General features: G+C 71.0%; 21 protein-coding genes. 16 read left to right on the top strand and 5 right to left on the bottom strand.

Translation table 11 applies throughout. From position 1 onward, the window contains the following. Positions 1-8 precede the first annotated feature (8 nt). Entirely contained in the window at positions 9-1,163 is a 1,155-nt protein-coding gene (locus NLX86_RS00825) for a D-alanine--D-alanine ligase family protein (protein ID WP_254369570.1), read from the top strand. A 12-nt stretch (positions 1,164-1,175) separates the two neighbouring features. Here the strand turns inward: NLX86_RS00825 and NLX86_RS00820 are convergent, their stop codons facing one another. After that, a complete protein-coding gene (locus NLX86_RS00820; protein ID WP_254369569.1) occupies positions 1,176-1,664 on the bottom strand; it encodes a DUF3515 domain-containing protein in 489 nt (162 codons plus the stop codon). Positions 1,665-1,684: 20 nt separating this feature from the next. Beyond that, positions 1,685-1,918, bottom strand: a complete 234-nt coding sequence (locus NLX86_RS00815; RefSeq protein ID WP_254369568.1) for an Lrp/AsnC ligand binding domain-containing protein — start codon at positions 1,916-1,918, stop codon at positions 1,685-1,687. A gap of 203 nt (positions 1,919-2,121) precedes the next feature. On the opposite strand from NLX86_RS00815, the gene NLX86_RS00810 reads away from it, so the two are divergent. Further along, positions 2,122-3,093 carry a thiamine-phosphate kinase gene (locus NLX86_RS00810; RefSeq protein ID WP_254369567.1) on the top strand — a complete coding sequence of 324 codons (972 nt, stop codon included), beginning with the start codon at positions 2,122-2,124 and terminating at the stop codon, positions 3,091-3,093. Positions 3,094-3,102: 9 nt separating this feature from the next. Beyond that, positions 3,103-3,900, top strand: a complete 798-nt coding sequence (gene thiD, locus NLX86_RS00805) for a bifunctional hydroxymethylpyrimidine kinase/phosphomethylpyrimidine kinase (protein WP_254369566.1) — start codon at positions 3,103-3,105, stop codon at positions 3,898-3,900. A gap of 83 nt (positions 3,901-3,983) precedes the next feature. On the opposite strand, the gene rpmB is transcribed toward thiD, so the two are convergent. Further along, entirely contained in the window at positions 3,984-4,169 is a 186-nt protein-coding gene (gene rpmB / locus NLX86_RS00800; RefSeq protein ID WP_003951095.1) for a 50S ribosomal protein L28, read from the bottom strand. 234 nt (positions 4,170-4,403) lie between these two features. On the opposite strand from rpmB, the gene NLX86_RS00795 reads away from it, so the two are divergent. The 9 genes from NLX86_RS00795 (at position 4,404) to mutM (ending at position 13,529) form a co-directional block, all read left to right on the top strand. Beyond that, positions 4,404-6,026: a DAK2 domain-containing protein gene (locus NLX86_RS00795; protein WP_254369565.1), complete on the top strand. Its 1,623-nt coding sequence runs from the start codon at positions 4,404-4,406 to the stop codon at positions 6,024-6,026. A gap of 62 nt (positions 6,027-6,088) precedes the next feature. Next, positions 6,089-8,278: an ATP-dependent DNA helicase RecG gene (recG, locus tag NLX86_RS00790; RefSeq protein WP_254369564.1), complete on the top strand. Its 2,190-nt coding sequence runs from the start codon at positions 6,089-6,091 to the stop codon at positions 8,276-8,278. A gap of 103 nt (positions 8,279-8,381) precedes the next feature. Continuing rightward, entirely contained in the window at positions 8,382-8,966 is a 585-nt protein-coding gene (gene rsmD / locus NLX86_RS00785; protein WP_254369563.1) for a 16S rRNA (guanine(966)-N(2))-methyltransferase RsmD, read from the top strand. 26 nt (positions 8,967-8,992) lie between these two features. Next, complete coding sequence (gene coaD, locus NLX86_RS00780) at positions 8,993-9,472, top strand: pantetheine-phosphate adenylyltransferase (RefSeq protein ID WP_254369773.1); 480 nt, start codon at positions 8,993-8,995, stop codon at positions 9,470-9,472. A 130-nt stretch (positions 9,473-9,602) separates the two neighbouring features. Next, positions 9,603-10,646: an ATP synthase F0 subunit B gene (locus NLX86_RS00775; protein WP_254369562.1), complete on the top strand. Its 1,044-nt coding sequence runs from the start codon at positions 9,603-9,605 to the stop codon at positions 10,644-10,646. 172 nt (positions 10,647-10,818) lie between these two features. Next, the gene (locus NLX86_RS00770) at positions 10,819-11,457 is read left to right on the top strand and encodes a DUF177 domain-containing protein (protein ID WP_254369772.1); all 639 of its coding nucleotides are present in this window, start codon (positions 10,819-10,821) and stop codon (positions 11,455-11,457) included. 2 nt (positions 11,458-11,459) lie between these two features. Then, positions 11,460-11,633 (top strand): 50S ribosomal protein L32, encoded by a 174-nt coding sequence (gene rpmF, locus NLX86_RS00765; protein WP_026165248.1) that lies wholly within the window; start codon positions 11,460-11,462, stop codon positions 11,631-11,633. Between the two features lie 19 nt (positions 11,634-11,652). Then, the gene (gene rnc, locus NLX86_RS00760; protein WP_254369561.1) at positions 11,653-12,474 is read left to right on the top strand and encodes a ribonuclease III; all 822 of its coding nucleotides are present in this window, start codon (positions 11,653-11,655) and stop codon (positions 12,472-12,474) included. 194 nt (positions 12,475-12,668) lie between these two features. Then, entirely contained in the window at positions 12,669-13,529 is an 861-nt protein-coding gene (gene mutM, locus NLX86_RS00755; RefSeq protein ID WP_254369560.1) for a bifunctional DNA-formamidopyrimidine glycosylase/DNA-(apurinic or apyrimidinic site) lyase, read from the top strand. Here mutM and NLX86_RS00750 read toward each other — a convergent pair. Next, entirely contained in the window at positions 13,502-13,885 is a 384-nt protein-coding gene (locus NLX86_RS00750) for a helix-turn-helix domain-containing protein (protein WP_254369559.1), read from the bottom strand. The two genes, mutM and NLX86_RS00750, sit on opposite strands and share 28 nt — an antisense overlap. 126 nt (positions 13,886-14,011) lie before the next feature. On the opposite strand from NLX86_RS00750, the gene NLX86_RS00745 reads away from it, so the two are divergent. Then, complete coding sequence (locus tag NLX86_RS00745) at positions 14,012-14,602, top strand: flavodoxin family protein (protein ID WP_254369558.1); 591 nt, start codon at positions 14,012-14,014, stop codon at positions 14,600-14,602. Positions 14,603-14,615: 13 nt separating this feature from the next. On the opposite strand, the gene NLX86_RS00740 is transcribed toward NLX86_RS00745, so the two are convergent. Next, complete coding sequence (locus NLX86_RS00740) at positions 14,616-15,521, bottom strand: CAP domain-containing protein (RefSeq protein WP_254369557.1); 906 nt, start codon at positions 15,519-15,521, stop codon at positions 14,616-14,618. Between the two features lie 132 nt (positions 15,522-15,653). On the opposite strand from NLX86_RS00740, the gene NLX86_RS00735 reads away from it, so the two are divergent. From NLX86_RS00735 to NLX86_RS00725, 3 genes are all read left to right on the top strand, one after another. Continuing rightward, positions 15,654-15,935: an acylphosphatase gene (locus tag NLX86_RS00735; protein WP_254369556.1), complete on the top strand. Its 282-nt coding sequence runs from the start codon at positions 15,654-15,656 to the stop codon at positions 15,933-15,935. 371 nt (positions 15,936-16,306) lie between these two features. Next, on the top strand, positions 16,307-16,519 hold the full coding sequence (locus tag NLX86_RS00730; RefSeq protein WP_254369555.1) for a hypothetical protein: 213 nt from the start codon (positions 16,307-16,309) through the stop codon (positions 16,517-16,519). 196 nt (positions 16,520-16,715) lie between these two features. Continuing rightward, complete coding sequence (locus NLX86_RS00725; RefSeq protein WP_254369554.1) at positions 16,716-20,468, top strand: AAA family ATPase; 3,753 nt, start codon at positions 16,716-16,718, stop codon at positions 20,466-20,468.

Below are 20,468 nucleotides of genomic sequence, written 5' to 3'. Positions count from 1 at the left end.
ATCGCGATATGAGCAGCGAGAACTCCCCCCAGAGCCCTGAGCAGTCGCGCAAGCCGCGCGTCGCCGTCGTGTTCGGCGGTCGTAGCTCCGAACACGCCATCTCGGTGGTCACGGCCGGCGCCGTCCTGCGCTCCATCGACCGGACGAAATACGAGGTGCTGCCCATCGGCATCACCACGGACGGCCGCTGGGCGCTGACCGCCGACGAGCCCGACCGGATGGCCATCGCCGAACGCCGGCTGCCGAACGTCGAGCAGCTCGCCGATTCGGCCGAGGGCGGCGTCGTGCTCTCCGTCGACCCGGCCAACCGCGAGGTCGTCTACGCCGAGCCGGGCTCCGTGCCCAAGGCGCTGGGCGAGGTCGACGTGGTCTTCCCGATGTTGCACGGCCCGTACGGGGAGGACGGCACCCTGCAGGGGCTGCTGGAGCTCTCCGGCGTCCCGTATGTCGGCTCCGGTGTGCTCGCCTCGGCCGTCGGCCAGGACAAGGAGTACATGAAGCGCGTCTTCATCTCCTTCGGGCTGCCGGTCGGCCCGTACGAGGTGATCCGCCCCCGCGAGTGGCAGAACGACCCCGCCGCGGCCCGCAAGAAGATCATCGACTTCGCGGGTGACCACGGCTGGCCGCTGTTCATCAAGCCCGCCCGCGGCGGGTCCTCGATGGGCATCACCAAGGTCGACGACCTGTCCGGCCTCGACGAGGCGATCGAGGAGGCGCAGCGCCACGACCCCAAGATCCTCGTCGAGTCACTGCTGCGCGGCCGTGAGATCGAGTGCGGCGTGCTCGAGTTCGAGGACGGCCCGCGCGCCAGCGTGCCCGCCGAGATTCCGCCGGTCACGAGCCACGGCTTCTACGACTTCGAGGCCAAGTACATCGACTCGGCATCCGGAATCGTGCCGGCACCGCTCACGGACGAGCAGACCGCCGAGGTGCAGCGGCTCGCGGTCGCGGCCTTCGACGCCGCGTCCTGCGAGGGACTGGTCCGCGCGGACTTCTTCCTGCAGGACAACGGCGAGTTCGTGATCAACGAGATCAACACCATGCCGGGCTTCACCCCGATCTCGATGTACCCGCGCATGTGGCAGGAGAGCGGCGTGAGCTACCCGGAGCTGGTGGACCGGCTGATCCAGGCGGCGCTGCGCCGGCCGACGGGCCTGCGCTAGCAGAGTCTGCCCCTAGAGGCTCGCGGGCACCGTCTTCTCGACGGGGCCCGCGAAGGCCGTCAGCGGAGTCGCGTCATGGGCGTACTTCTTCGCCATCGAGACCTCCACATACGCCTTGCGGTACGTGGTGGTGAACCGGGGGCCGTCGCCCTGGCGCTCCTCCAGCAGCCAATTGACGCCGTCCACCTCGACCCCCTTCGCCTGGGGGTCGCTCATCCGCTCGGGCCGGGGGACCCCACAGCGCAGTACGATCGCCGCGTCTCCCCAGCCGGCGGTCAGTTCGGAGTCCGTCCCGGGGTCGTTCCGCTCGAGGCCGGCGACGGTCTCCGGCAGCTCCTTGTGCAGCGCACGGCAGATCTTCGCGGCTTCCACGTCCGGGGTGGGAACCACCGCCACGGCGCTGCCGTCCGTGGAGGAGCAGCCCGCGGCGGCCAACAGCACGACGACAGCGGGCAGACAGCGGTGGGGGCGGCGCGGGAGCCGGCGGCGCGAAGGTGTCACCGGCCAAGAGTAGACGGGGGCTAGAGATGTACGACCGGACAGGTCAGGGTGCGGGTGATGCCGTCCACTTGCTGGACCTTGGCGACCACCATGCGGCCGAGTGCGTCGACTGTCTCGGCCTGTGCGCGCACGATGACGTCGTAGGGACCGGTTACGTCCTCGGCCTGGATCACCCCCGGGATCTTGCCGATGGTCTCGGCGACGGTCGACGCCTTGCCCACCTCGGTCTGAATAAGGATGTACGCCTGTACCACGGAACCTCCAGGGCGGCCACGAGGATCATGTGGGGAGAAGAGACGCCACCGTATCGCGTCGCCGAGGGCAGCGGGGAGACCTGCGGGGCCGGGGACGCACGCAGTGCGGCGTACGGAGAACACAAGTTGACGTACAAGTTGACGGTACCTACAGCAGTGACGGCTCGCGACCGCAAGCGCACTGGGGCAGAAGGGGCACAAGGATGAAGGGCACCGTGGGGGAGTTGGGGGAGTTCGGGCTGATCAGAGAGCTCACTTCCAGGCTCACCACCACCCCGGCGGTACGACTGGGGCCCGGCGACGACGCCGCGGTCGTGGCCGCACCGGACCGCAGGGTCGTGGCGAGTACGGACATCCTGCTCGAAGGGCGGCATTTCCGCCGCGACTGGTCCACGGCGTACGACGTCGGCCGCAAGGCCGCCGCCCAGAACCTGGCCGACATCGCCGCCATGGGCGCGGTGCCGACCGCACTGCTCCTCGGCCTCGTCGTCCCCGCGGAACTGCCTGTCACCTGGCCGACCGAGCTGATGGACGGCATCCGGGACGAGTGCCAGGTCGCGGGCGCGGCCGTGGTCGGCGGCGATGTCGTACGTGGCGAGACGATCACCGTCGCCATCACCGCGCTCGGCGATCTGCGCAACCACGAGCCGGTCACCCGCGCCGGTGCCCAGCCGGGCGACGTGGTCGCCGTGACCGGCTGGCTGGGCTGGTCGGCCGCCGGATACGCGGTGCTCTCGCGCGGCTTCCGCTCCCCGCGGGCGTTCGTCGAGGCCCACCGTCGCCCGGAGCCGCCGTACCACGCGGGCCCCGCGGCCGCCGGGCTCGGCGCCACCGCGATGACCGACGTCAGCGACGGGCTCGTCGCCGACCTCGGGCACATCGCCGAGGCCAGCAAGGTCCGGATCGACCTGCGCTCCGGGGCCATCGACATCCCCACGCAGATGAACGACATCGGCCAGGCCGTCGGCGTAGACCCGCTGCAGTGGGTGCTCACCGGGGGAGAGGACCACGCGATAGTGGCGACGTTCCCGCCGGATGTGAAGCTGCCGGCCCGCTGGAAGGTCATCGGCGAGGTCCTCAACCCCTCCGCGCTGCCGCAGGTGACGGTCGACGGGGCGCCCTGGACGAGCAAGGGCGGCTGGGACCACTTCGGGGACATCGAGGACGGCAAGTAGATTCAGGGCATGCCGATACCTGTGCCTCCGCGTGTCCTCACCGTCGCCGGATCCGATTCCGGCGGCGGTGCGGGCATCCAGGCCGACCTCAAGACCATGCTGGCGCTCGGCGTGCACGGCATGAGCGTGCTCACCGCGGTGACCGCGCAGAACTCCCTCGGCGTCCAGGGCGCGTGGGAGCTGCCGGCGGAAGCGGTCAGAATCCAGTACCGCAGCGTCGTCGACGACATCGGCGTCCAGGCGGTCAAGACCGGGATGCTCTCCTCGGCCGCGCTCGTGCAGACCGTGGCCGAATTGCTGGCGGACACGGAGGTCCCGGTCGTCGTCGATCCGGTGGGCGTCTCCAAGCACGGCGATCCGCTGCTGGCGGCGTCGGCGCTCGATTCCGTACGGACGAAGCTCCTGCCGGCCGCCACGGTGGCCACCCCCAACCTTGACGAGGTCGCTCAGCTCACCGGGATACGGGTGGAGTCGGAGGCCGATATGCGCCGGGCCGCGGACGCCGTACTCGAGTTCGGGCCCCGGTGGGCGCTCATCAAGGGCGGCCATCTCGCGGCGGGCGATGCGGTGGATCTGCTCACGGACGGCAGCGAGGAACACTGGCTGCGGGCGCCCCGGCACGACAACCGGCACACGCACGGCACCGGCTGCACGCTGGCGAGTGCGGTCGCGTCGGGCCTGGCGAAGGGGCTGGAGGTGCCGGAGGCGGTCACGGCGGCCAAGGAGTACGTCACGGGCGCCATCGCCGCGGGTTTCCCGCTGGGCGGCGGCATCGGCCCGGTGGACCACGCCTGGCGCCTGCACTGAGCCGTGAGCACGGCAAAAAGCCGGTCCACCTGGGTGGACCGGCTTTCCAGGCAACCGGAAAGGGCTGCGCTACGACGAGACCGTCAGCGCGAGACCTTGCCGGCCTTGATGCACGAGGTGCAGACGTTGAGCCGCTTCGGCGTCCGACCGACCACGGCACGCACGCGCTGGATGTTGGGGTTCCAGCGACGGGACGTACGGCGGTGCGAGTGCGAAATGTTGTTGCCGAAGCTCGGCCCCTTGCCGCAAACGTCGCAGTTGGCAGCCACGGGTCACTCCAAAGACTTCAGATGCACTTACAGTGAATTCCCGGCGCGCCGGGATCTGAAGATCGATGGCTTGCCGGGGGTATGGCCCGACTTTTGCCGGGCAACCGGAGCAGCATACAACGGCCGCTCCCGTAGGACGAAACTAGCATGGCTCCCACGGCCCCCGCCCCGGACGGTCCCCCGCCCCGTCGTTACCCTGCGGTGCAACCCACGCCGCCCATAGGAGGACGCCAGGTGCCGCACACGCCGCCCACGCTCGACGCCGACGCGGTGCGCAGCTGGAGTTCACGGGCGCTGACGGCGCTGGGCCGGGCCCGCGAGGAGATCGACGCGATCAACGTCTACCCGGTCGCCGACGGGGACACCGGAACCAACCTGTACATGACCGTCGAGTCCGCCGCGCAGGCGGTGGAGGCGGTGTTCGCCGCTCACGAAGCCGTCGCGGACGGCTCGGTGCCCTCGCTGAACGACGCCGTACGCGCGATGGCGCACGGCGCGCTCATCGGTGCCCGGGGCAACTCCGGCACGATCCTCGCCCAGCTGCTGCGCGGTATGGCGGAGGTGCTTGACGACGCCGGGCTGGCGCCGGCCCTGCGCCGGGCCGCCGAGTCGGCGTACGGCGCGGTGGCGCACCCCGTTGAGGGCACGGTCCTCACGGTGGCCACCGCGGCCGCCGACGCGGCGGAGGGCGCCTCGGGAGACGCCGTCTCGGTGGCGCGCGCGGCGTACGACGGGGCGTGCGTCGCGCTGGACGCGACCCCCGGCCAGCTGGCCGTGCTCAGGCGCGCGGGCGTCGTCGACGCGGGTGGCCGCGGGCTGCTCACTGTGCTCGCGGCGCTGGTCGAGGTGCTCACCGGCGAGGCCCCGGCGGAACCCGCGCCCTCGCACCGGGCGGCGCTCGACTGTGCCCCCGGCGCCCCTGACGGCGATGCGGAACACGTGAGCGATGGGCCGGCCTTCGAGGTGATCTACCTCCTTGAAGCGGACGACGAAGCCGTCGCGCGGCTGCGCATCCGGCTCGACGGCCTCGGCGACTCCCTCGTCGTCGTCGGCGGCGACGGGCTGTGGAACGTACACGTCCACGTGGACGACGCGGGCGCCGCCGTGGAGGCCGGCGTCGAGGCCGGTCGGCCGTACCGCATCCGGATCACCCACTTCGACGACCGCCGCGGCCCGGCCGCGCCGCCCGAGCAGGTGCAGCGCGCGGTCGTCTCGGTCGTCCCGGGCGAGGGCCTGGCCGGACTGTGCGCCGAGGCGGGCGCCACGACGGTGCTCGCGCGCCCCGGCGAGCCGCCGGCCAGCGGCGAACTCGTCGACGCGATCCGCCGCGCGCACGCCCGTGAGGTGGTGCTCCTGCCGAACGACGCCGACCTGCGCCACACCGCGGCGGCCGCCGCGGAACAGGCCCGTACCGAGGGCGTACGCGTCGCCCTCATCCCCACCCGCTCCGCGGTCCAGGGCCTGGCGGCCCTCGCCGTCCATGAACCGGACCGCCGCTTCGACGAGGACGTGGTGGCGATGACGGCCGCGGCGGGCGCCACGCGCTACGCCGAACTGGCCGTCGCCGAGCGGCAGTCGTGGACCATGGCGGGCGTCTGCCAGGCCGGGGACGTGCTCGGGCTGATCGACGGCGACGTGGCGGTGATCGGCTCCGACCTGACCGCCACGGCGGAAACGGTGCTGGACCGTATGCTGGCGGCCGGCGGCGAACTGGTCACCCTGGTCGTCGGCGCGGAGGTGCCGGACACCGTCGCCGAACACCTCGCGTCGTACGTACGGGACGGCCACCTGGCGGTGGACACGGTGGTCTACCCGGGCGGCTGCCACGCGGCACCGCTGCTGATCGGCGTCGAATAGCCGCGACGCATCCCCCCGTGTCCATACCGCATCCGGCCCGTATGTCAGAGCCATGGTGTGGAATGGATCGCGTGTCCGCGTTCGACGAACCCCTGAAGAAGACTCTCGGCCCCGCCACCGCCAAGGTGATGGCCGAGCACCTCGGCCTGCACACGGTCAGTGATCTGCTGCACCACTATCCCCGGCGGTACGCCGAGCGGGGCGAGCTGACCCCGCTCTCCGAGCTGCCCCTGGACGAGCACGTCACGGTCGTCGCCCAGGTCGCGGACGCCCGCGTGCTGAAGTTCAACCAGGGCCGCGGCCAGCGGCTCGAGGTGACGATCACCGACGGCAGCGGACGACTGCAACTGGTCTTCTTCGGCAAGGGGATCCACAAGCCCCACAAGGAACTGCTGCCCGGCAGCCGCGCCATGTTCGCCGGCAAGGTGTCCATGTTCAACCGCAAGCTGCAGCTCGCCCACCCCGCGTACGAGCCGCTGGGCGCAGCGAGCGCCGAGGACGCGGTGGACGCCTTCGCCAACCAGTTGATCCCGATCTATGCGGCCTGTAAGCAGCTGGAGTCGTGGAAGATCTCCAAAGCTGTGGACGCGGTCCTGCCCAGCGCCCGGGACGCCGTCGACCCGCTGCCGCCCTCGCTGCGCGAAGGCCGCGGGCTGGCCACCCTCCCCGAAGCGCTGCAGGCCATCCACCGGCCGCGCACCAAGGCCGACATCGCCGCAGCCCGGGACCGCCTCAAGTGGGACGAGGCGTTCGTCCTCCAGGTCGCGCTCGCCCGGCGCCGGTACGCGGACACCCAACTGCCCGCCGTGGCAAGGAAACAGGTCCCGGACGGGCTGCTCGACGCCTTCGACGCCAAGCTGCCGTTCACCCTCACCGAGGGCCAGCAGAAGGTCACCGCCGAGATCTTCACGGACCTCGCCACCGAGCACCCCATGCACCGGCTCCTCCAGGGCGAGGTCGGTTCCGGCAAGACCCTCGTCGCACTGCGCGCGATGCTCGCGGTCGTGGACGCCGGCGGCCAGGCGGCGATGCTCGCGCCCACCGAGGTGCTGGCCCAGCAGCACCACCGGTCGGTGACCGAGATGATGGGCGAGCTGGCGGAGGGAGGAATGCTCGGCGGGGCCGAGCAGGGCACCAAGGTGGTGCTGCTCACCGGGTCGATGGGGGCGGCAGCGCGCCGGCAGGCGCTGCTCGACCTGGTCACCGGCGAGGCCGGGATCGTCATCGGCACGCATGCCCTGATCGAGGACAAGGTGCAGTTCCACGACCTCGGACTGGTCGTGGTCGACGAACAGCACCGCTTCGGCGTGGAGCAGCGCGACGCTCTCCGTTCCAAGGGCAAGCAGCCCCCGCACCTGCTGGTCATGACGGCGACCCCGATCCCGCGCACGGTCGCGATGACCGTCTTCGGCGATCTGGAGACCTCGGTGCTGGACCAGCTGCCGGCCGGCCGGTCGCCGATCGCCAGCCATGTCGTACCGGCCAAGGACAAGCCGCACTTCCTCGCGCGTACCTGGGAGCGCGTACGCGAGGAGGTGGAGAAGGGCCACCAGGCGTACGTGGTGTGCCCGCGCATCGGGGACGACGAGGACGAGCCCGGGAAGAAGGCCGCGTCGCCCGAGGACGAGGCCGAGAAGCGCCCGCCGCTCGCGGTGCTGGAGATCGCCGAGCAGATCGCCTCGGGGCCGCTGAAGGGGCTGCGCGTGGAGGTCCTGCACGGCCGGATGCAGCCGGACGACAAGGACGCCGTGATGCGCCGCTTCACGGCCGGCGAGGTGCATGTCCTGGTCGCCACGACCGTCATCGAGGTCGGGGTGAACGTCCCCAACGCCACCGTGATGGTGATCATGGACGCGGACCGCTTCGGCGTCTCCCAGCTGCACCAGTTGCGCGGCCGCGTGGGCCGCGGCTCGGCCGCCGGCCTCTGCCTGCTGGTGAGCGAGATGCCGGAGGCGAGCCCGGCCAGAGCCCGGCTGACCGCGGTGGCCGCCACCCTGGACGGCTTCGAGCTGTCCCGGATCGACCTGGAGCAGCGCCGCGAGGGCGATGTGCTTGGCCAGGCCCAGTCGGGCGTGCGGTCCTCGCTGCGGATGCTCGCCGTCATCGAAGACGAGGAGATCATCGCGGAGGCCCGCGAGGAGGCGGTCGCGACCGTCTCGGCCGACCCGGACCTGGAGCATCTCCCCGAGCTGCGCACCGCGCTGGACGCGCTGCTGGACACCGAGCGCGAGCAGTACCTGGAGAAGGGCTGAGACGGCGGGGGAGTCGCCGCGGGGCCGACGGCCTATCGTTTAAGCACCTGCTGTGCAACCCGCCCAGCACATCCACCCTCGTCCCGAAGGACCGCAGACTCAGATGACCCGCGTGATCGCCGGCGCGGCCGGTGGGCGCCGCCTCGCCGTCCCGCCGGGCAACGGCACCCGCCCCACCTCCGACCGGGCACGAGAGGGGTTGTTCTCCACCTGGGAGTCCCTGCTCGGCTCGCTGCACGGCGCCCGGGTGCTCGATCTGTACGGCGGATCCGGCGCCGTGGGCCTGGAGGCGCTGTCCCGCGGCGCCGAACACGCCCTGCTCGTCGAGGCGGACGGCCGGGCGGCCCGCACCATCCGGGAGAACGTCCGCGCGGTCGGCCTGCCCGGCGCCGAGGTCAGGTCGGGCAAAGCAGAGCAGATCGTCTCGGGTCCGGCGCCCAGTGCCCCGTACGACGTGGTGTTCCTCGACCCGCCGTACGAGGTCACGGACGACGATCTTGGCGAGATACTCCTCACACTCCGCTCCCAGGGCTGGCTCACGGACGATGCGCTCGTCACCGTGGAGCGCAGCACCAGAGGCGGCGAATTCCGTTGGCCGGAAAGCTTCGAGCCACTGCGGGCCCGTCGTTACGGCGAGGGCACGCTTTGGTACGGTCACGCCGCCTCTACGTGCGAAGACGCACCATGACCGGACCGGAGAGCGAGGGACTTCAGTTGCGCCGCGCCGTCTGTCCGGGGTCATTCGACCCCATCACCAATGGACACCTCGACATCATTTCCCGCGCCTCCAAGCTGTACGACGTCGTACACGTGGCCGTGATGATCAATCAGTCGAAGCAGGGTCTGTTCACGGTCGAGGAGCGCATCGAGCTGATCCGCGAGGTGACCGCCGACTGCGGCAACGTCGAGGTCGAGTCCTTCCACGGCCTCCTCGTCGACTTCTGCAAGCAGCGCGACATCCCGGCCATCGTCAAGGGCCTGCGGGCGGTCAGCGACTTCGACTACGAGCTGCAGATGGCCCAGATGAACATAGGGCTCTCGGGCGTCGAGACCCTGTTCGTGCCGACCAACCCCACCTACAGCTTCCTCTCCTCCAGCCTGGTCAAGGAGGTCGCCGCCTGGGGTGGCGACGTCGCCCACCTGCTGCCCCCCGTGGTGCACCGAGCCCTCATCGAGCGGCTCGGCCGGAAGTGACGTACTGACTGCCCGTCACCCGGTGTCTGGGGGTCCACCCCCTACACCCCCTGGGTGTAGGGGGACGGTGCCGACTGGCCGTACAGTCGTCCCGTCCGTCTCCGATCCAGGTAGAGAGTGGCGAGCACAGGTGGACGTGCAGAAGAAGCTCGACGAGATCGTCGAGGCGGTCGGCAGCGCCCGGTCCATGCCCATGTCGGCCTCGTGTGTGGTCAACCGTGCCGAGCTGCTCGCCATGCTGGAAGAGGTACGGCAGGCCCTGCCCGGCTCCCTCGCGCAGGCCCAGGAGCTGATCGGCGGCCGGGAGCAGCTCGTCGAGCAGGCCCGCCAGGAGGCTGAGCGGATCATCGAGTCGGCACACGCCCAGCGTGGTTCGCTGATCTCCGACACCGAGGTCGCCCGGCAGTCTCAGGAGGAGGCCGACCGCATCCTCGCCGAGGCCCGCCGGGACGCCGAGGAGATCCGCGCCGAGGCCGACGACTACGTCGACAGCAAGCTGGCGAACTTCGAGGTCGTCCTGACCAAGACGATCGGCTCGGTGGACCGCGGCCGCGAGAAGCTCCTCGGCCGCGCGCCCGGCCAGGGCCACGACGGGTACGCGGACCCGGACTACGCGGAAGCCCCCGAGCGCAGCCAGGACCCCGAGACGCTGCGGCAGCGGGCCGACGAATACGTCGACGCCAAACTGGGCGCGTTCGAGACCGTCCTGTCCAAGACCCTCGACGCGGTCGGCCGCGGCCGGCAGAAGCTGCACGGCCGGGTGGCCAGCGACGACCTCGGTGCCCACATGGTCGCGCAGGACGGCTCGGGCGAGCAGCAGCCCGGCAGCGACGCGGACTTCCTCGCGGACCTGGCGGAGCCGCAGTCGGTGATCCCGGTCCAGCAGCAGCCGGCGTACGCCCAGCAGCAGGATCTGTACGCGTACCAGCAGCCCCAGCAGCCCCAGCAGGACCCGTACGGCTACCAGCAGCAGCCGGCGTACGCGCAGCAGGATCCGTACGCCTACCCGCAGCAGGACGCGTACGCCGCCTATCAGCAGCAGGGCTACGACCACGGCTACGGGCAGCATGCTCAGCAGCAGCCCCAGCAGCAGGCCGCGCTCGACGAGACCAGCTTCTTCGACACGAGCATGATCAACCTCGACCAGCTGCGCGAGTACGAGCAGGGACGCTAGGTCCTGTCCGGCCGCCCAGGAGGCGGATTGGGCCCTGAGCGAAGCGTCCAGTATCCTGGCTCTTCGGTCGCGAGTACGTCCGCGATCTCGGCTGCCCGCCTGGCGATACTGCCCGTCTGGTAATGCACCGCGCGGCGGCCACCCCCACAGCGATCCGAAAGCGGGAACAGTCCTGAACACCCACCTCGACCACCGCAACCCCCTCGTGTTCGACACACACGAGCTGGGTCGGCGTCCTGGTGCTCTGCAGCGGCTGTCCCGCGAGATTGCGGCCCCCAAGGACTTCGGTCTCGACGGGGTCATCGGAGTGCCGGAAGGCGCCCCGATGGAGCTCGACCTCCGCCTGGAGTCGGTCATGGAAGGGGTGCTTGTCACAGGCACCGCCCGTGCGTCGGCCGAGGGGGAGTGCGTAAGGTGTCTGGAGTCGCTGGAGCTGGAGCTCGAAGCGGACTTCCAGGAGATGTTCTCGTACCCTGACGCCGACGACCGGGGCCGCCCCAAAGCGGAACCTGTCGCCGACGCCGAGGACGACGAGGACAGGCTCTTCATCGAGGACGGCTTGTTCGACCTCGAACCTGTGCTGCGTGACGCGGTGGTGCTCGCACTCCCGCTGCAGCCGGTGTGCCGGGAGGACTGTCTCGGTCTGTGCTCCGAATGCGGAGTCGGGCTGAACGACAACCCGGACCACCACCACGACGCCGTCGACATCCGTTGGGCGGCACTGCAGGGACTCGCCGGGACCATCCAGGACGGCGAGAAGGACAACATGAGCGGCGCCGAGTCGGGCGTCGACGAGAAGCAGGAGAAGTAGCCGTGGCTGTTCCGAAGCGGAAGATGTCGCGCAGCAACACGCGCCACCGCCGGTCGCAGTGGAAGGCTGCGGTCCCCACCCTGGTTTCGTGTGAGCGTTGCCAGGAGCCGAAGCAGCAGCACATCGCGTGCCCCAGCTGCGGCACCTACAACAAGCGCCAGGTCCTCGAGGTCTGAGCGGCAGGTGAGAGGCGCTATGTCTGAACTGGCCGACAAGCAGGCAGACACGATCAACGCAGCCTCGTCCCACACGCTTCTGGAAGGGCGGCTCGGGTATCAGCTCGAGTCCGCCCTTCTGGTGCGTGCGCTGACGCACCGTTCGTACGCGTACGAGAACGGCGGCCTGCCCACCAACGAGCGACTGGAGTTCCTCGGGGACTCCGTGCTCGGCCTGGTGGTCACGGACACGCTGTATCGCACCCACCCCGACCTGCCCGAAGGCCAGCTGGCCAAGTTGCGGGCCGCGGTGGTCAACTCGCGTGCGCTGGCGGAGGTCGGCCGTGGCCTCGAACTCGGCTCCTTCATCCGGCTCGGCCGGGGCGAAGAGGGCACGGGCGGCCGGGACAAGGCATCCATCCTCGCCGACACCCTTGAAGCGGTGATCGGCGCGGTCTATCTCGACCAGGGCCTCGACGCGGCCTCGGAGCTGGTGCACCGGCTCTTCGACCCGCTGATCGAGAAGTCCTCGAACCTCGGTGCGGGACTGGACTGGAAGACCAGCCTCCAGGAACTCACCGCGAGCGAGGGCCTCGGGGTACCCGAGTACCTGGTCAGCGAGACGGGCCCTGACCACGAGAAGACCTTCACTGCTGCCGCCCGCGTCGGTGGTGTCTCGTACGGCACCGGCACCGGCCGCAGCAAGAAGGAAGCGGAACAGCAGGCGGCGGAGTCCGCGTGGCGCGCCATCCGCGCCGCCGCGGACGAGCGGCTGGCCGCCGAGGCGGAGGCGGCGGAGGTCGCCGCCGAGGCCACCCCGGAGGAGGAGGGCATCTCGTCCCCCGCTCCGGACGCGGCCTGAACGCCGCCCGGTTTCACCGGCTCCGCCCGCCCGCGACACGTGGCGGGCGGAGCCGTTCCTGCAGCCGCCGGGTGTGGGTCGGGCGTTCCGTTCCGGCAGCCGCAGGTGCGGGCCGGGTCGTTCCGTATCCCGGGACCGCCGCTGCGGCGGGCTTCCCGTACCCCTACAGCCATCACCTCCGGAGGAGACCGCACGTGCCCGAGCTGCCCGAGGTCGAAGTCGTGCGGCGCGGTCTCGAGCGCTGGGTCGCCGGGCGCACCGTCGCCGACGTGCAGGTTCTGCACCCGCGTGCGGTACGCCGGCACCTCGCGGGCGCCGAGGACTTCGCGGCCCGCCTCCAGGGCCACCGCTTCGGTGTCGCGCGCCGCCGCGGCAAGTACCTGTGGCTGCCGCTGGAGGACCGGGACTTCTCGGTACTGGGCCACCTCGGTATGAGCGGCCAGCTCCTCGTCCAGCCGCAGGACGCCGCGGACGAGAAGCACCTGCGCATCCGGATCCGTTTCGCCGACGCCCTGGGAACCGAACTGCGCTTCGTGGACCAGCGCACCTTCGGCGGGCTGTCCCTGCACGAGAACACCCCCGACGGGCTTCCGGACGTCATCGCCCACATCGCGCGGGATCCGCTGGACCCGGCCTTCGACGAGGCCGCGTACCACACCGCGCTGCGCCTGCGCCGTACGACGATCAAGCGCGCACTGCTCGACCAGTCGCTGATCAGCGGGGTCGGCAACATCTACGCGGACGAGGCGCTCTGGCGCGCCAGGCTGCACTACGAACGCCCGACCGCGTCGCTCACCCGGCCCCGCAGCGCCGAACTCCTCGGCCATGTCCGGGACGTGATGAACGAGGCGCTCGCCGTCGGCGGCACCAGCTTCGACAGCCTCTACGTCAACGTGAACGGCGAGTCGGGGTACTTCGACCGGTCGCTCGACGCGTACGGGCGCGAGGACGAGCCGTGCCGCCGCTGCGGCACCGCCATGCGCCGCCGCCCGTGGATGAACCGCTCCAGCTACTTCTGCCCGCGCTGTCAGCGGCCCCCGCGCGCCTCGTCGTAACTCTCGCGCGCTTCCAGGACGGCCGGCATCCGTCCCTCGACGAAGTGGATGAGGCTGAGCAGCCGCTCGGCCACCTCGCGCCCCAGCGGGGTGAGTTCGTAGTCCACGCGCGGCGGGTTGGTCGGCTGGGCGTCGCGGTGTACGAGTCCGTCCCGCTCCAGCGCCTGCAGGGTCTGGGACAGCATCTTCTCGCTCACTCCCTCGACCCGCCGCCGCAGTTCGTTGAAGCGGAACGTGCCTTCGTGCAGCGCTCCCAGCGTCAGGCTGCCCCAGCGTCCGGTGACGTGCTCCAGCGTGCCTCGGGAGGGACAGAGCTTGGCGAACACGTCGAAGGGGATGTCGCCGGTGGGATCCATACAGCCACCATACTCCCGCGCAGCGCTAACGATGAGATTGCGCTCTCTAAAAGTTAGTGCTTCTCGGGGTCGTACCCGCCGAGCACCCCGCTGCCGCGGCGTCACCACATTCGAGGAGCCCTCGCCATGACCACGCCTGTTGTCTCGATCGCCTACCACTCCGGCTACGGCCACACCGCTGTCGTCGCCGAGGCGGTCCGCGCCGGAGCGCTCGACGCCGGCGCCACCGTCCACCTGATCAAGGTCGACGAGATCGACGAAGCACAGTGGGAGCTGCTCGACGCCTCCGACGCGATCATCTTCGGCTCGCCCACCTACATGGGCACGGCCTCCGGGGCCTTCCACCGGTTCGCCGAGGACACCTCGAAGCGCTGGTTCACCGACGCCTGGAAGGACAAACTGGCCGCCGGCTTCTCCAACTCCGGCTCCAAGAGCGGCGACAAGCTGCACACCCTGCAGTTCTTCCAGACGCTCGCCGCCCAGCACGGCATGCACTGGGTGAACCTCGGCCTGAAGCCCGGCTGGAACACCACCGGCGGCTCCGAGCACGACCTCAACCGCCTCGGCTTCTTCTCCGGCGCGGCCGGACAGACGAACACGGACGAGGGCCCGGAGGGCGTACACAAGGCGGACATCGCAACGGCGGAACACCTCGGCCGCCGCGTCACCGAGACGGCGCGGATCTTCACCACGGGCCGCGTGGCGGTCGCGGGCTGACCCTACGGCCGTCTCAGAAGCCGAAGTCCTGCGTCCACCAGGGGCCGCCGTTCGCGAAGTGTGCGCCGACGCCCAGGGTCTTGTAGTCGCAGTTGAGAATGTTTGCCTTGTGGCCCGGGCTGTTCATCCAGCCTTCCATCACGGCCTTGGCGTCGGCCTGGCCGCGGGCTATGTTCTCGCCGCCCAGGCCGGTGACGCCGGCCTTCGCGGCGCGGTCCCAGGGGGTCGCCCCGTCCGGGTCCGTGTGGTCGAAGAAGCCGCGCTCGGCCATGTCCTCGCTGAAGTCGCCGGCCAGGTCGGCCAGCCCCGCGTCGGCCTTCACCGGACGGCAGCCCGCCTGGGCGCGCTCCTGGTTGACCATGGCGAGGACCGCCGCCTCCGCGGCGCTTTCGCCGGTGGGGACCTTGACGGGCGGGGCCGGCTTCTTGCTGGGGGTCTTCGAGACCTTCTCTTCGGGAGTCGGCTTCGGCTTCTCAACCGGCTTCTCAACCGGCTTCTCTACCGGCGGCTTCTTCTTCGTCGGGGTGGGAGACCCCTTGCTCGGCGTAGGTGTCGGCGTCGGCGTGGGCGTCGGCGTGGGCGTCGGTGACGCCGAAGGAGTCCGGCTGGGCCCGGCGGTCGTGGGGCGCTGGGAGGGCAGGTCCTGGAGGCCGCCCTGCTGCGAGGCGAGGTCGCTCGGTCCTCCGGCGCGCACGCGGCCGGAGTCGCTGCTGCCGCCGAGGGTGTAGTTGTCGCCCACCGGCACCAGTCCGGAGGCGACCGCGACAGCGCCGAGCGCCATGGCCGCGGAGGCGCCGAGCAGCCCGGTGCGCACGGGCGCGGCCTTCTTCCGGCGGCCGGCACCCCGGTGCCGGCCTGCCGTGGCGGCCGCGTAGTCTTCGGCGGCGGGCCCGGCGGCGGAGCGTCGATGGCGTCCCATGCGCTGTGCCTTCCTTGCGATCGGTGTCAACGTGACTCAGCCAAACGGGTGAGACTCATTGAGCCGGGACTGTACGCCATGAGGGTGGAGTGGAAAGTGCTCCCAGAGCAATCGCCCGGCTAGCGTGCACGCATGAACGAAGACGTGCGGCTCACCGCGTGGGTACGCGGCCGTGTACAAGGAGTGGGCTTCCGCTGGTTCACCAGGGCAAACGCTTTGGAGATCGGCGGCCTGAGCGGCTTCGCCGTCAATCTTGACGACGGCCGGGTGCAGGTGGTGGCCGAGGGCCGACGTGAGAATTGCCACCGTTTGCTGGAGTGGCTTCGCTCCGCCGACACACCCGGCAGAGTCGACGGAGTCACGGAGATCTGGGACGTCCCCCGTGGCGGCTACGACGGCTTCCTGATCCGCTGACCGAATCCGGCCCGGTGAGCGCCGGGGCGGCGCCGCCGGGCCTGCGCGTACGACGGAAATCAGCAGGTGGTTGCCAAAGAACGGCATCTCGTGGAAGGCTGCCGGAGTAAGGATGATCTCCACGCCCTGAGGGCCCCGAAGGAGAGCCTGCGCCGCAGTTCCCGCGGCCCCAGGCCCCCGGGTCGCCCGCCGATACGGGGTGTGATCGTGTTGACCGTCAAACTTTTTGGTGAGACGCTGGAAGCCCCGCGCACCTTAGCTGTTTGGCAGTAGAACCGCAGTGACGACAAGCACTGCCGAGCACCGCGGGTGCGATTCCCTCACGACCCACACCGCTTCGGTCGGTCACTCAGTGTGGAGGACCATCCATCATGGCAAAGGCGCTTCTCGGTTACGTCGGCGGCTCCGACCCGCGACTCCTCGCCGAGATGCGACGGCTTCAGCAGCGCGTCCAGGATCTGGAGTCCGAGCTTGTACGGATCCAGTCGGAGAATGACGCGTTGTCCGCCGCCGCTCAGCACGGAGAACCGATGCTCAACGGCATCGACATCGACGTACCCCAGGCGGAGCCTGCGCTCACCTGACCCAGCCTCCAGGCCGGTCGGGCTTGCCCATTCAGCCGCTGACACCTACAACACGCAAGATGTGCAAGGGACGCTTCGGCGTCCCTTCTTTCTTTACGGATTCTTGCGGCTCCAGCCCTGAACTGCTTCCTTTGACGTCGAATGTGCCCTGCACCTTCATGGGTGAAACCGAACGTGAAAGGTAGAGTCCGGCGGCGTGCACCTCAAGGCCATGACCCTCCGCGGGTTCAAATCCTTCGCCTCCGCGACGACGCTGCGGTTCGAGCCGGGCATCACGTGCGTCGTCGGTCCCAACGGCTCCGGCAAGTCCAACGTGGTGGACGCGCTCTCCTGGGTCATGGGCGAACAGGGGGCCAAGTCCCTGCGCGGCGGGAAGATGGAGGACGTCATCTTCGCCGGCACCACCGGGCGGCCCCCGCTCGGTCGTGCCGAGGTGTCCCTCACCATCGACAATTCCGACGGTGCGCTCCCCATCGAGTACGCCGAGGTCACCATTACGCGGATCATGTTCCGCAACGGCGGCAGCGAATACCAGATCAATGGCGACACCTGCCGGCTGCTGGACATCCAGGAGTTGCTCTCCGACTCCGGCATCGGCCGCGAAATGCACGTGATCGTCGGGCAGGGCCAGCTCGACTCCGTACTGCACGCCGATCCGATGGGGCGCCGGGCCTTCATCGAGGAGGCGGCCGGCGTCCTCAAGCACCGCAAGCGCAAGGAGAAGGCGCTGCGGAAACTCGACGCGATGCAGGCGAACCTGGCGCGCGTACAGGACCTGACCGATGAGCTGCGGCGGCAGCTCAAGCCGCTGGGCCGGCAGGCCGCGGTCGCGCGGCGCGCCTCCGTCATCCAGGCCGACCTGCGTGATGCCCGGCTGCGGCTGCTCGCCGACGACCTGGTGACGCTGCGGGACGCGCTGAACGCCGAGGTCGCCGATGAGGCCGCGCTCAAGGCGCGCAAGGAGGCCGCCGAGGTCGAGCTGCGGACGGCGCTCCAGCGGGAGGCCGCGCTGGAGGACGAGGTGCGCAGGCTGGCGCCACGGCTGCAACGGGCCCAGCAGACCTGGTACGAGCTGTCGCAGCTCGCCGAACGGGTGCGCGGCACGATCAGCCTCGCCGACGCCCGGGTCAAGAGCGCGACCACAGCGCCGCCCGAGGAGCGGCGAGGGCGCGACCCCGAAGAGGTGGAACGCGAGGCCGCGCGCATCCGCGAGCAGGAGGCGGAGCTGGAGGCCGCGCTGGAGGCGGCGCAGCGGGCCCTGGAGGACACGGTCGCGCACCGCTCCGAGCTGGAACGCGAGCTGGCTCAGGAGGAGCGCCGGCTCAAGGACGTGGCCCGGGCCATCGCCGACCGGCGCGAAGGGCTTGCGCGTCTGCACGGGCAGGTCAACGCCGCCCGGAGCCGGGCCGGTTCGGCCCATGCCGAGATCGACCGGCTGGCCGAGGCGCGGGACGCGGCGCGGGAGCGCGCGGTCGCCGCGCAGGAGGAGTACGAGCAACTCAAGGCCGAGGTCGACGGGCTGGACGCGGACGACTCGGCGCTGGCGGAGCAGTACGACGCAGCCAAGCGGGCGCTGGCCGAGGCGGAGTCGGACCTGGCCGTCGCGCGTGAGGCGGCCACGGCCGCCGAGCGGCGGCGGGCCGCCACCTCCGCCCGCCACGACGCGCTGGCCATGGGGCTGCGCCGCAAGGACGGCACAGGCGCGCTGCTCGACGCGCAGGACCGGCTGACCGGTCTGCTCGGCCCGGCCGCCGAACTGCTCACGGTGACCCCGGGCTTCGAGGTCCCGGTGGCCGCGGCGCTGGGCGCGGCGGCGGACGCGATCGCCGTATCGGGCCCGTCGACAGCGGCCGAGGCGATCCGCCGCCTCCGCAAACAGGACGCGGGCCGCGCAGCAATGCTACTGAGCGTCACCGCGGCCCCCACCCAGCCCGTGCATGCGGTGCCCGTGCAGGGCGCTGCCTCCGGCGCGGGCGCCGAGGCGGGTTCGGCTGCGGCCACGGCCCCGGGAGCTGGGCCGAGTGCTGCCTTCGGCCGGCCGGGCGCGCAGGCGGTGCCGGTCCAGGGTGCCGACTCTGGTGTGGCGCGCGCGTTGGCTGGTGCTGGTGCTGGTGCTGGTGCTGGTGCTGGTGCGGATGGGTCGGGCTCCGTGCCGTTTGCCGCTGATCTTGTGCGGGCGCCCGTCGAGCTCATGCCCGCCCTGCGGCGGCTGTTGCGGGACGTTGTGGTCGTCGGGACGCTGGAGGACGCGGAGGATCTGGTCGCCGCGCAGCCCGCGCTCACCGCGGTCACCGCCGAGGGTGATGTCCTCGGGGCGCACTTCGCGCAGGGCGGGTCGGCCGGGGCGCCGAGCCTTCTGGAGGTGCAGGCGTCCGTCGACGAGGCGGCCGCCGAGCTCGCCGAGCTGGCCGTACGGTGCGAGGAGCTGGCGGAAGCGCAGCACCGGGCGGCGGAGCGGCGCACCGGATGTGCCGCGCTCCTCGAGGAGTTGGGCGAGCGGCGCCGGGCCGCCGAGCGGGAGAAGTCCGGAGTCGCCCAGCAGCTCGGGCGGCTCGCGGGCCAGGCGCGCGGCGCGGCGGGCGAGGCCGAGCGGAGCACCGCGGCGGCGGCCAAGGCCCAGGAGGCGCTGGAGCGGGCGACGGCGGAGGCGGAGGAGCTGGCCGAGCGGCTCCTCGTCGCCGAGGAGACGCCTGTGGAGGAGGAGCCGGACACGTCCGTGCGGGACCGGCTGGCCGCCGACGGCGCCAACGCCCGGCAGACCGAGATGGAGGCCCGCCTCCAGGTCCGTACGCACGAGGAGCGCGTGAAGGGGCTCGCCGGACGGGCCGACGCGCTCGACCGGGGGGCGCGCGCCGAGCGCGAGGCACGGGCGCGCGCGGAACAGCGGCGCGCCCGGCTGCGGCACGAGGCCGAGGTGGCGGCGGCGGTCGCGTCCGGCGCCCGGCAGCTGCTGGCGCACGTGGACGTGTCCCTCGTACGGGCCGGGGAGGAGCGGACCGCGGCGGAGAGCGCCAAGGCCGCCCGCGAACAGGACCTGGCGGCCGAGCGCAACCAGGGACGCGAACTGAAGGGCGAGCTGGACAAGCTCACGGACTCGGTGCACCGGGGCGAGGTGCTGGGCGCCGAGAAGCGGCTGCGGATCGAGCAGCTGGAGGCGAAGGCCCTGGAGGAACTGGGGGTGGAGCCGGCCGGCCTGGTGGCCGAGTACGGGCCCGACCAGCTGGTGCCGCCGTCGCCGGCCGCCGAGGGCGAGGAGCTGCCCGAGGATCCCGAGCATCCGAGGAACCAGCCCGTACGCTTCGCGCGTGCAGAGCAGGAGAAGCGGCTGAAGGCCGCCGAACGCGCCTACCAGCAGCTCGGCAAGGTGAACCCACTGGCGCTGGAGGAGTTCGCGGCGCTGGAGGAACGGCACAACTTCCTCGCCGAGCAGCTCGAGGACCTGAAGAAGACCCGGGCCGATCTGCTCCAGGTGGTCAAGGAGGTCGACGAGCGCGTCGAGCAGGTCTTCACCGAGGCGTACCGGGACACCGCGCGGGAGTTCGAGGGCGTCTTCTCGCGGCTCTTCCCGGGCGGTGAGGGCCGGCTGATCCTGACCGATCCCGACAACATGCTGGCCACGGGTGTCGACGTAGAGGCGCGCCCGCCGGGCAAGAAGGTCAAGCGGCTCTCACTGCTGTCCGGCGGCGAGCGGTCGCTGACGGCCGTCGCGCTGCTGGTGTCCATCTTCAAGGCCAGGCCGAGCCCGTTCTATGTCATGGACGAGGTCGAGGCCGCACTCGACGACACCAACCTCCAGAGGCTGATCCGGATCATGGAAGAGCTCCAGGAGAGCTCCCAGCTGATCGTGATCACCCATCAGAAGCGGACGATGGAAGTCGCCGACGCGCTGTACGGCGTCTCCATGCAGGGCGACGGCGTGTCCAAGGTCATCAGCCAGCGGCTGCGCTGA

This window comes from Streptomyces sp. A3M-1-3 (assembly GCF_024213665.1).
GTDB lineage: Bacteria > Actinomycetota > Actinomycetes > Streptomycetales > Streptomycetaceae > Streptomyces.
This window is presented reverse-complemented; position numbering and strand designations above follow the sequence as displayed.

Bases quoted from the DNA above. Each gene is read 5' to 3' on its own strand.
- NLX86_RS00745 (WP_254369558.1), top strand. From the start codon at position 14,012: ATGACCACGCCTGTTGTCTCGATCGCCTACCACTCCGGCTACGGCCAC.
- rnc (WP_254369561.1), top strand. From the start codon at position 11,653: ATGTCTGAACTGGCCGACAAGCAGGCAGACACGATCAACGCAGCCTCG.
- recG (WP_254369564.1), top strand. From the start codon at position 6,089: ATGGATCGCGTGTCCGCGTTCGACGAACCCCTGAAGAAGACTCTCGGC.
- NLX86_RS00730 (WP_254369555.1), top strand. From the start codon at position 16,307: ATGGCAAAGGCGCTTCTCGGTTACGTCGGCGGCTCCGACCCGCGACTC.
- NLX86_RS00825 (WP_254369570.1), top strand. From the start codon at position 9: ATGAGCAGCGAGAACTCCCCCCAGAGCCCTGAGCAGTCGCGCAAGCCG.
- NLX86_RS00735 (WP_254369556.1), top strand. From the start codon at position 15,654: ATGAACGAAGACGTGCGGCTCACCGCGTGGGTACGCGGCCGTGTACAA.
- thiD (WP_254369566.1), top strand. From the start codon at position 3,103: ATGCCGATACCTGTGCCTCCGCGTGTCCTCACCGTCGCCGGATCCGAT.
- NLX86_RS00750 (WP_254369559.1), bottom strand. From the start codon at position 13,885: ATGGATCCCACCGGCGACATCCCCTTCGACGTGTTCGCCAAGCTCTGT.
- NLX86_RS00810 (WP_254369567.1), top strand. From the start codon at position 2,122: ATGAAGGGCACCGTGGGGGAGTTGGGGGAGTTCGGGCTGATCAGAGAG.
- NLX86_RS00740 (WP_254369557.1), bottom strand. From the start codon at position 15,521: ATGGGACGCCATCGACGCTCCGCCGCCGGGCCCGCCGCCGAAGACTAC.
- rsmD (WP_254369563.1), top strand. From the start codon at position 8,382: ATGACCCGCGTGATCGCCGGCGCGGCCGGTGGGCGCCGCCTCGCCGTC.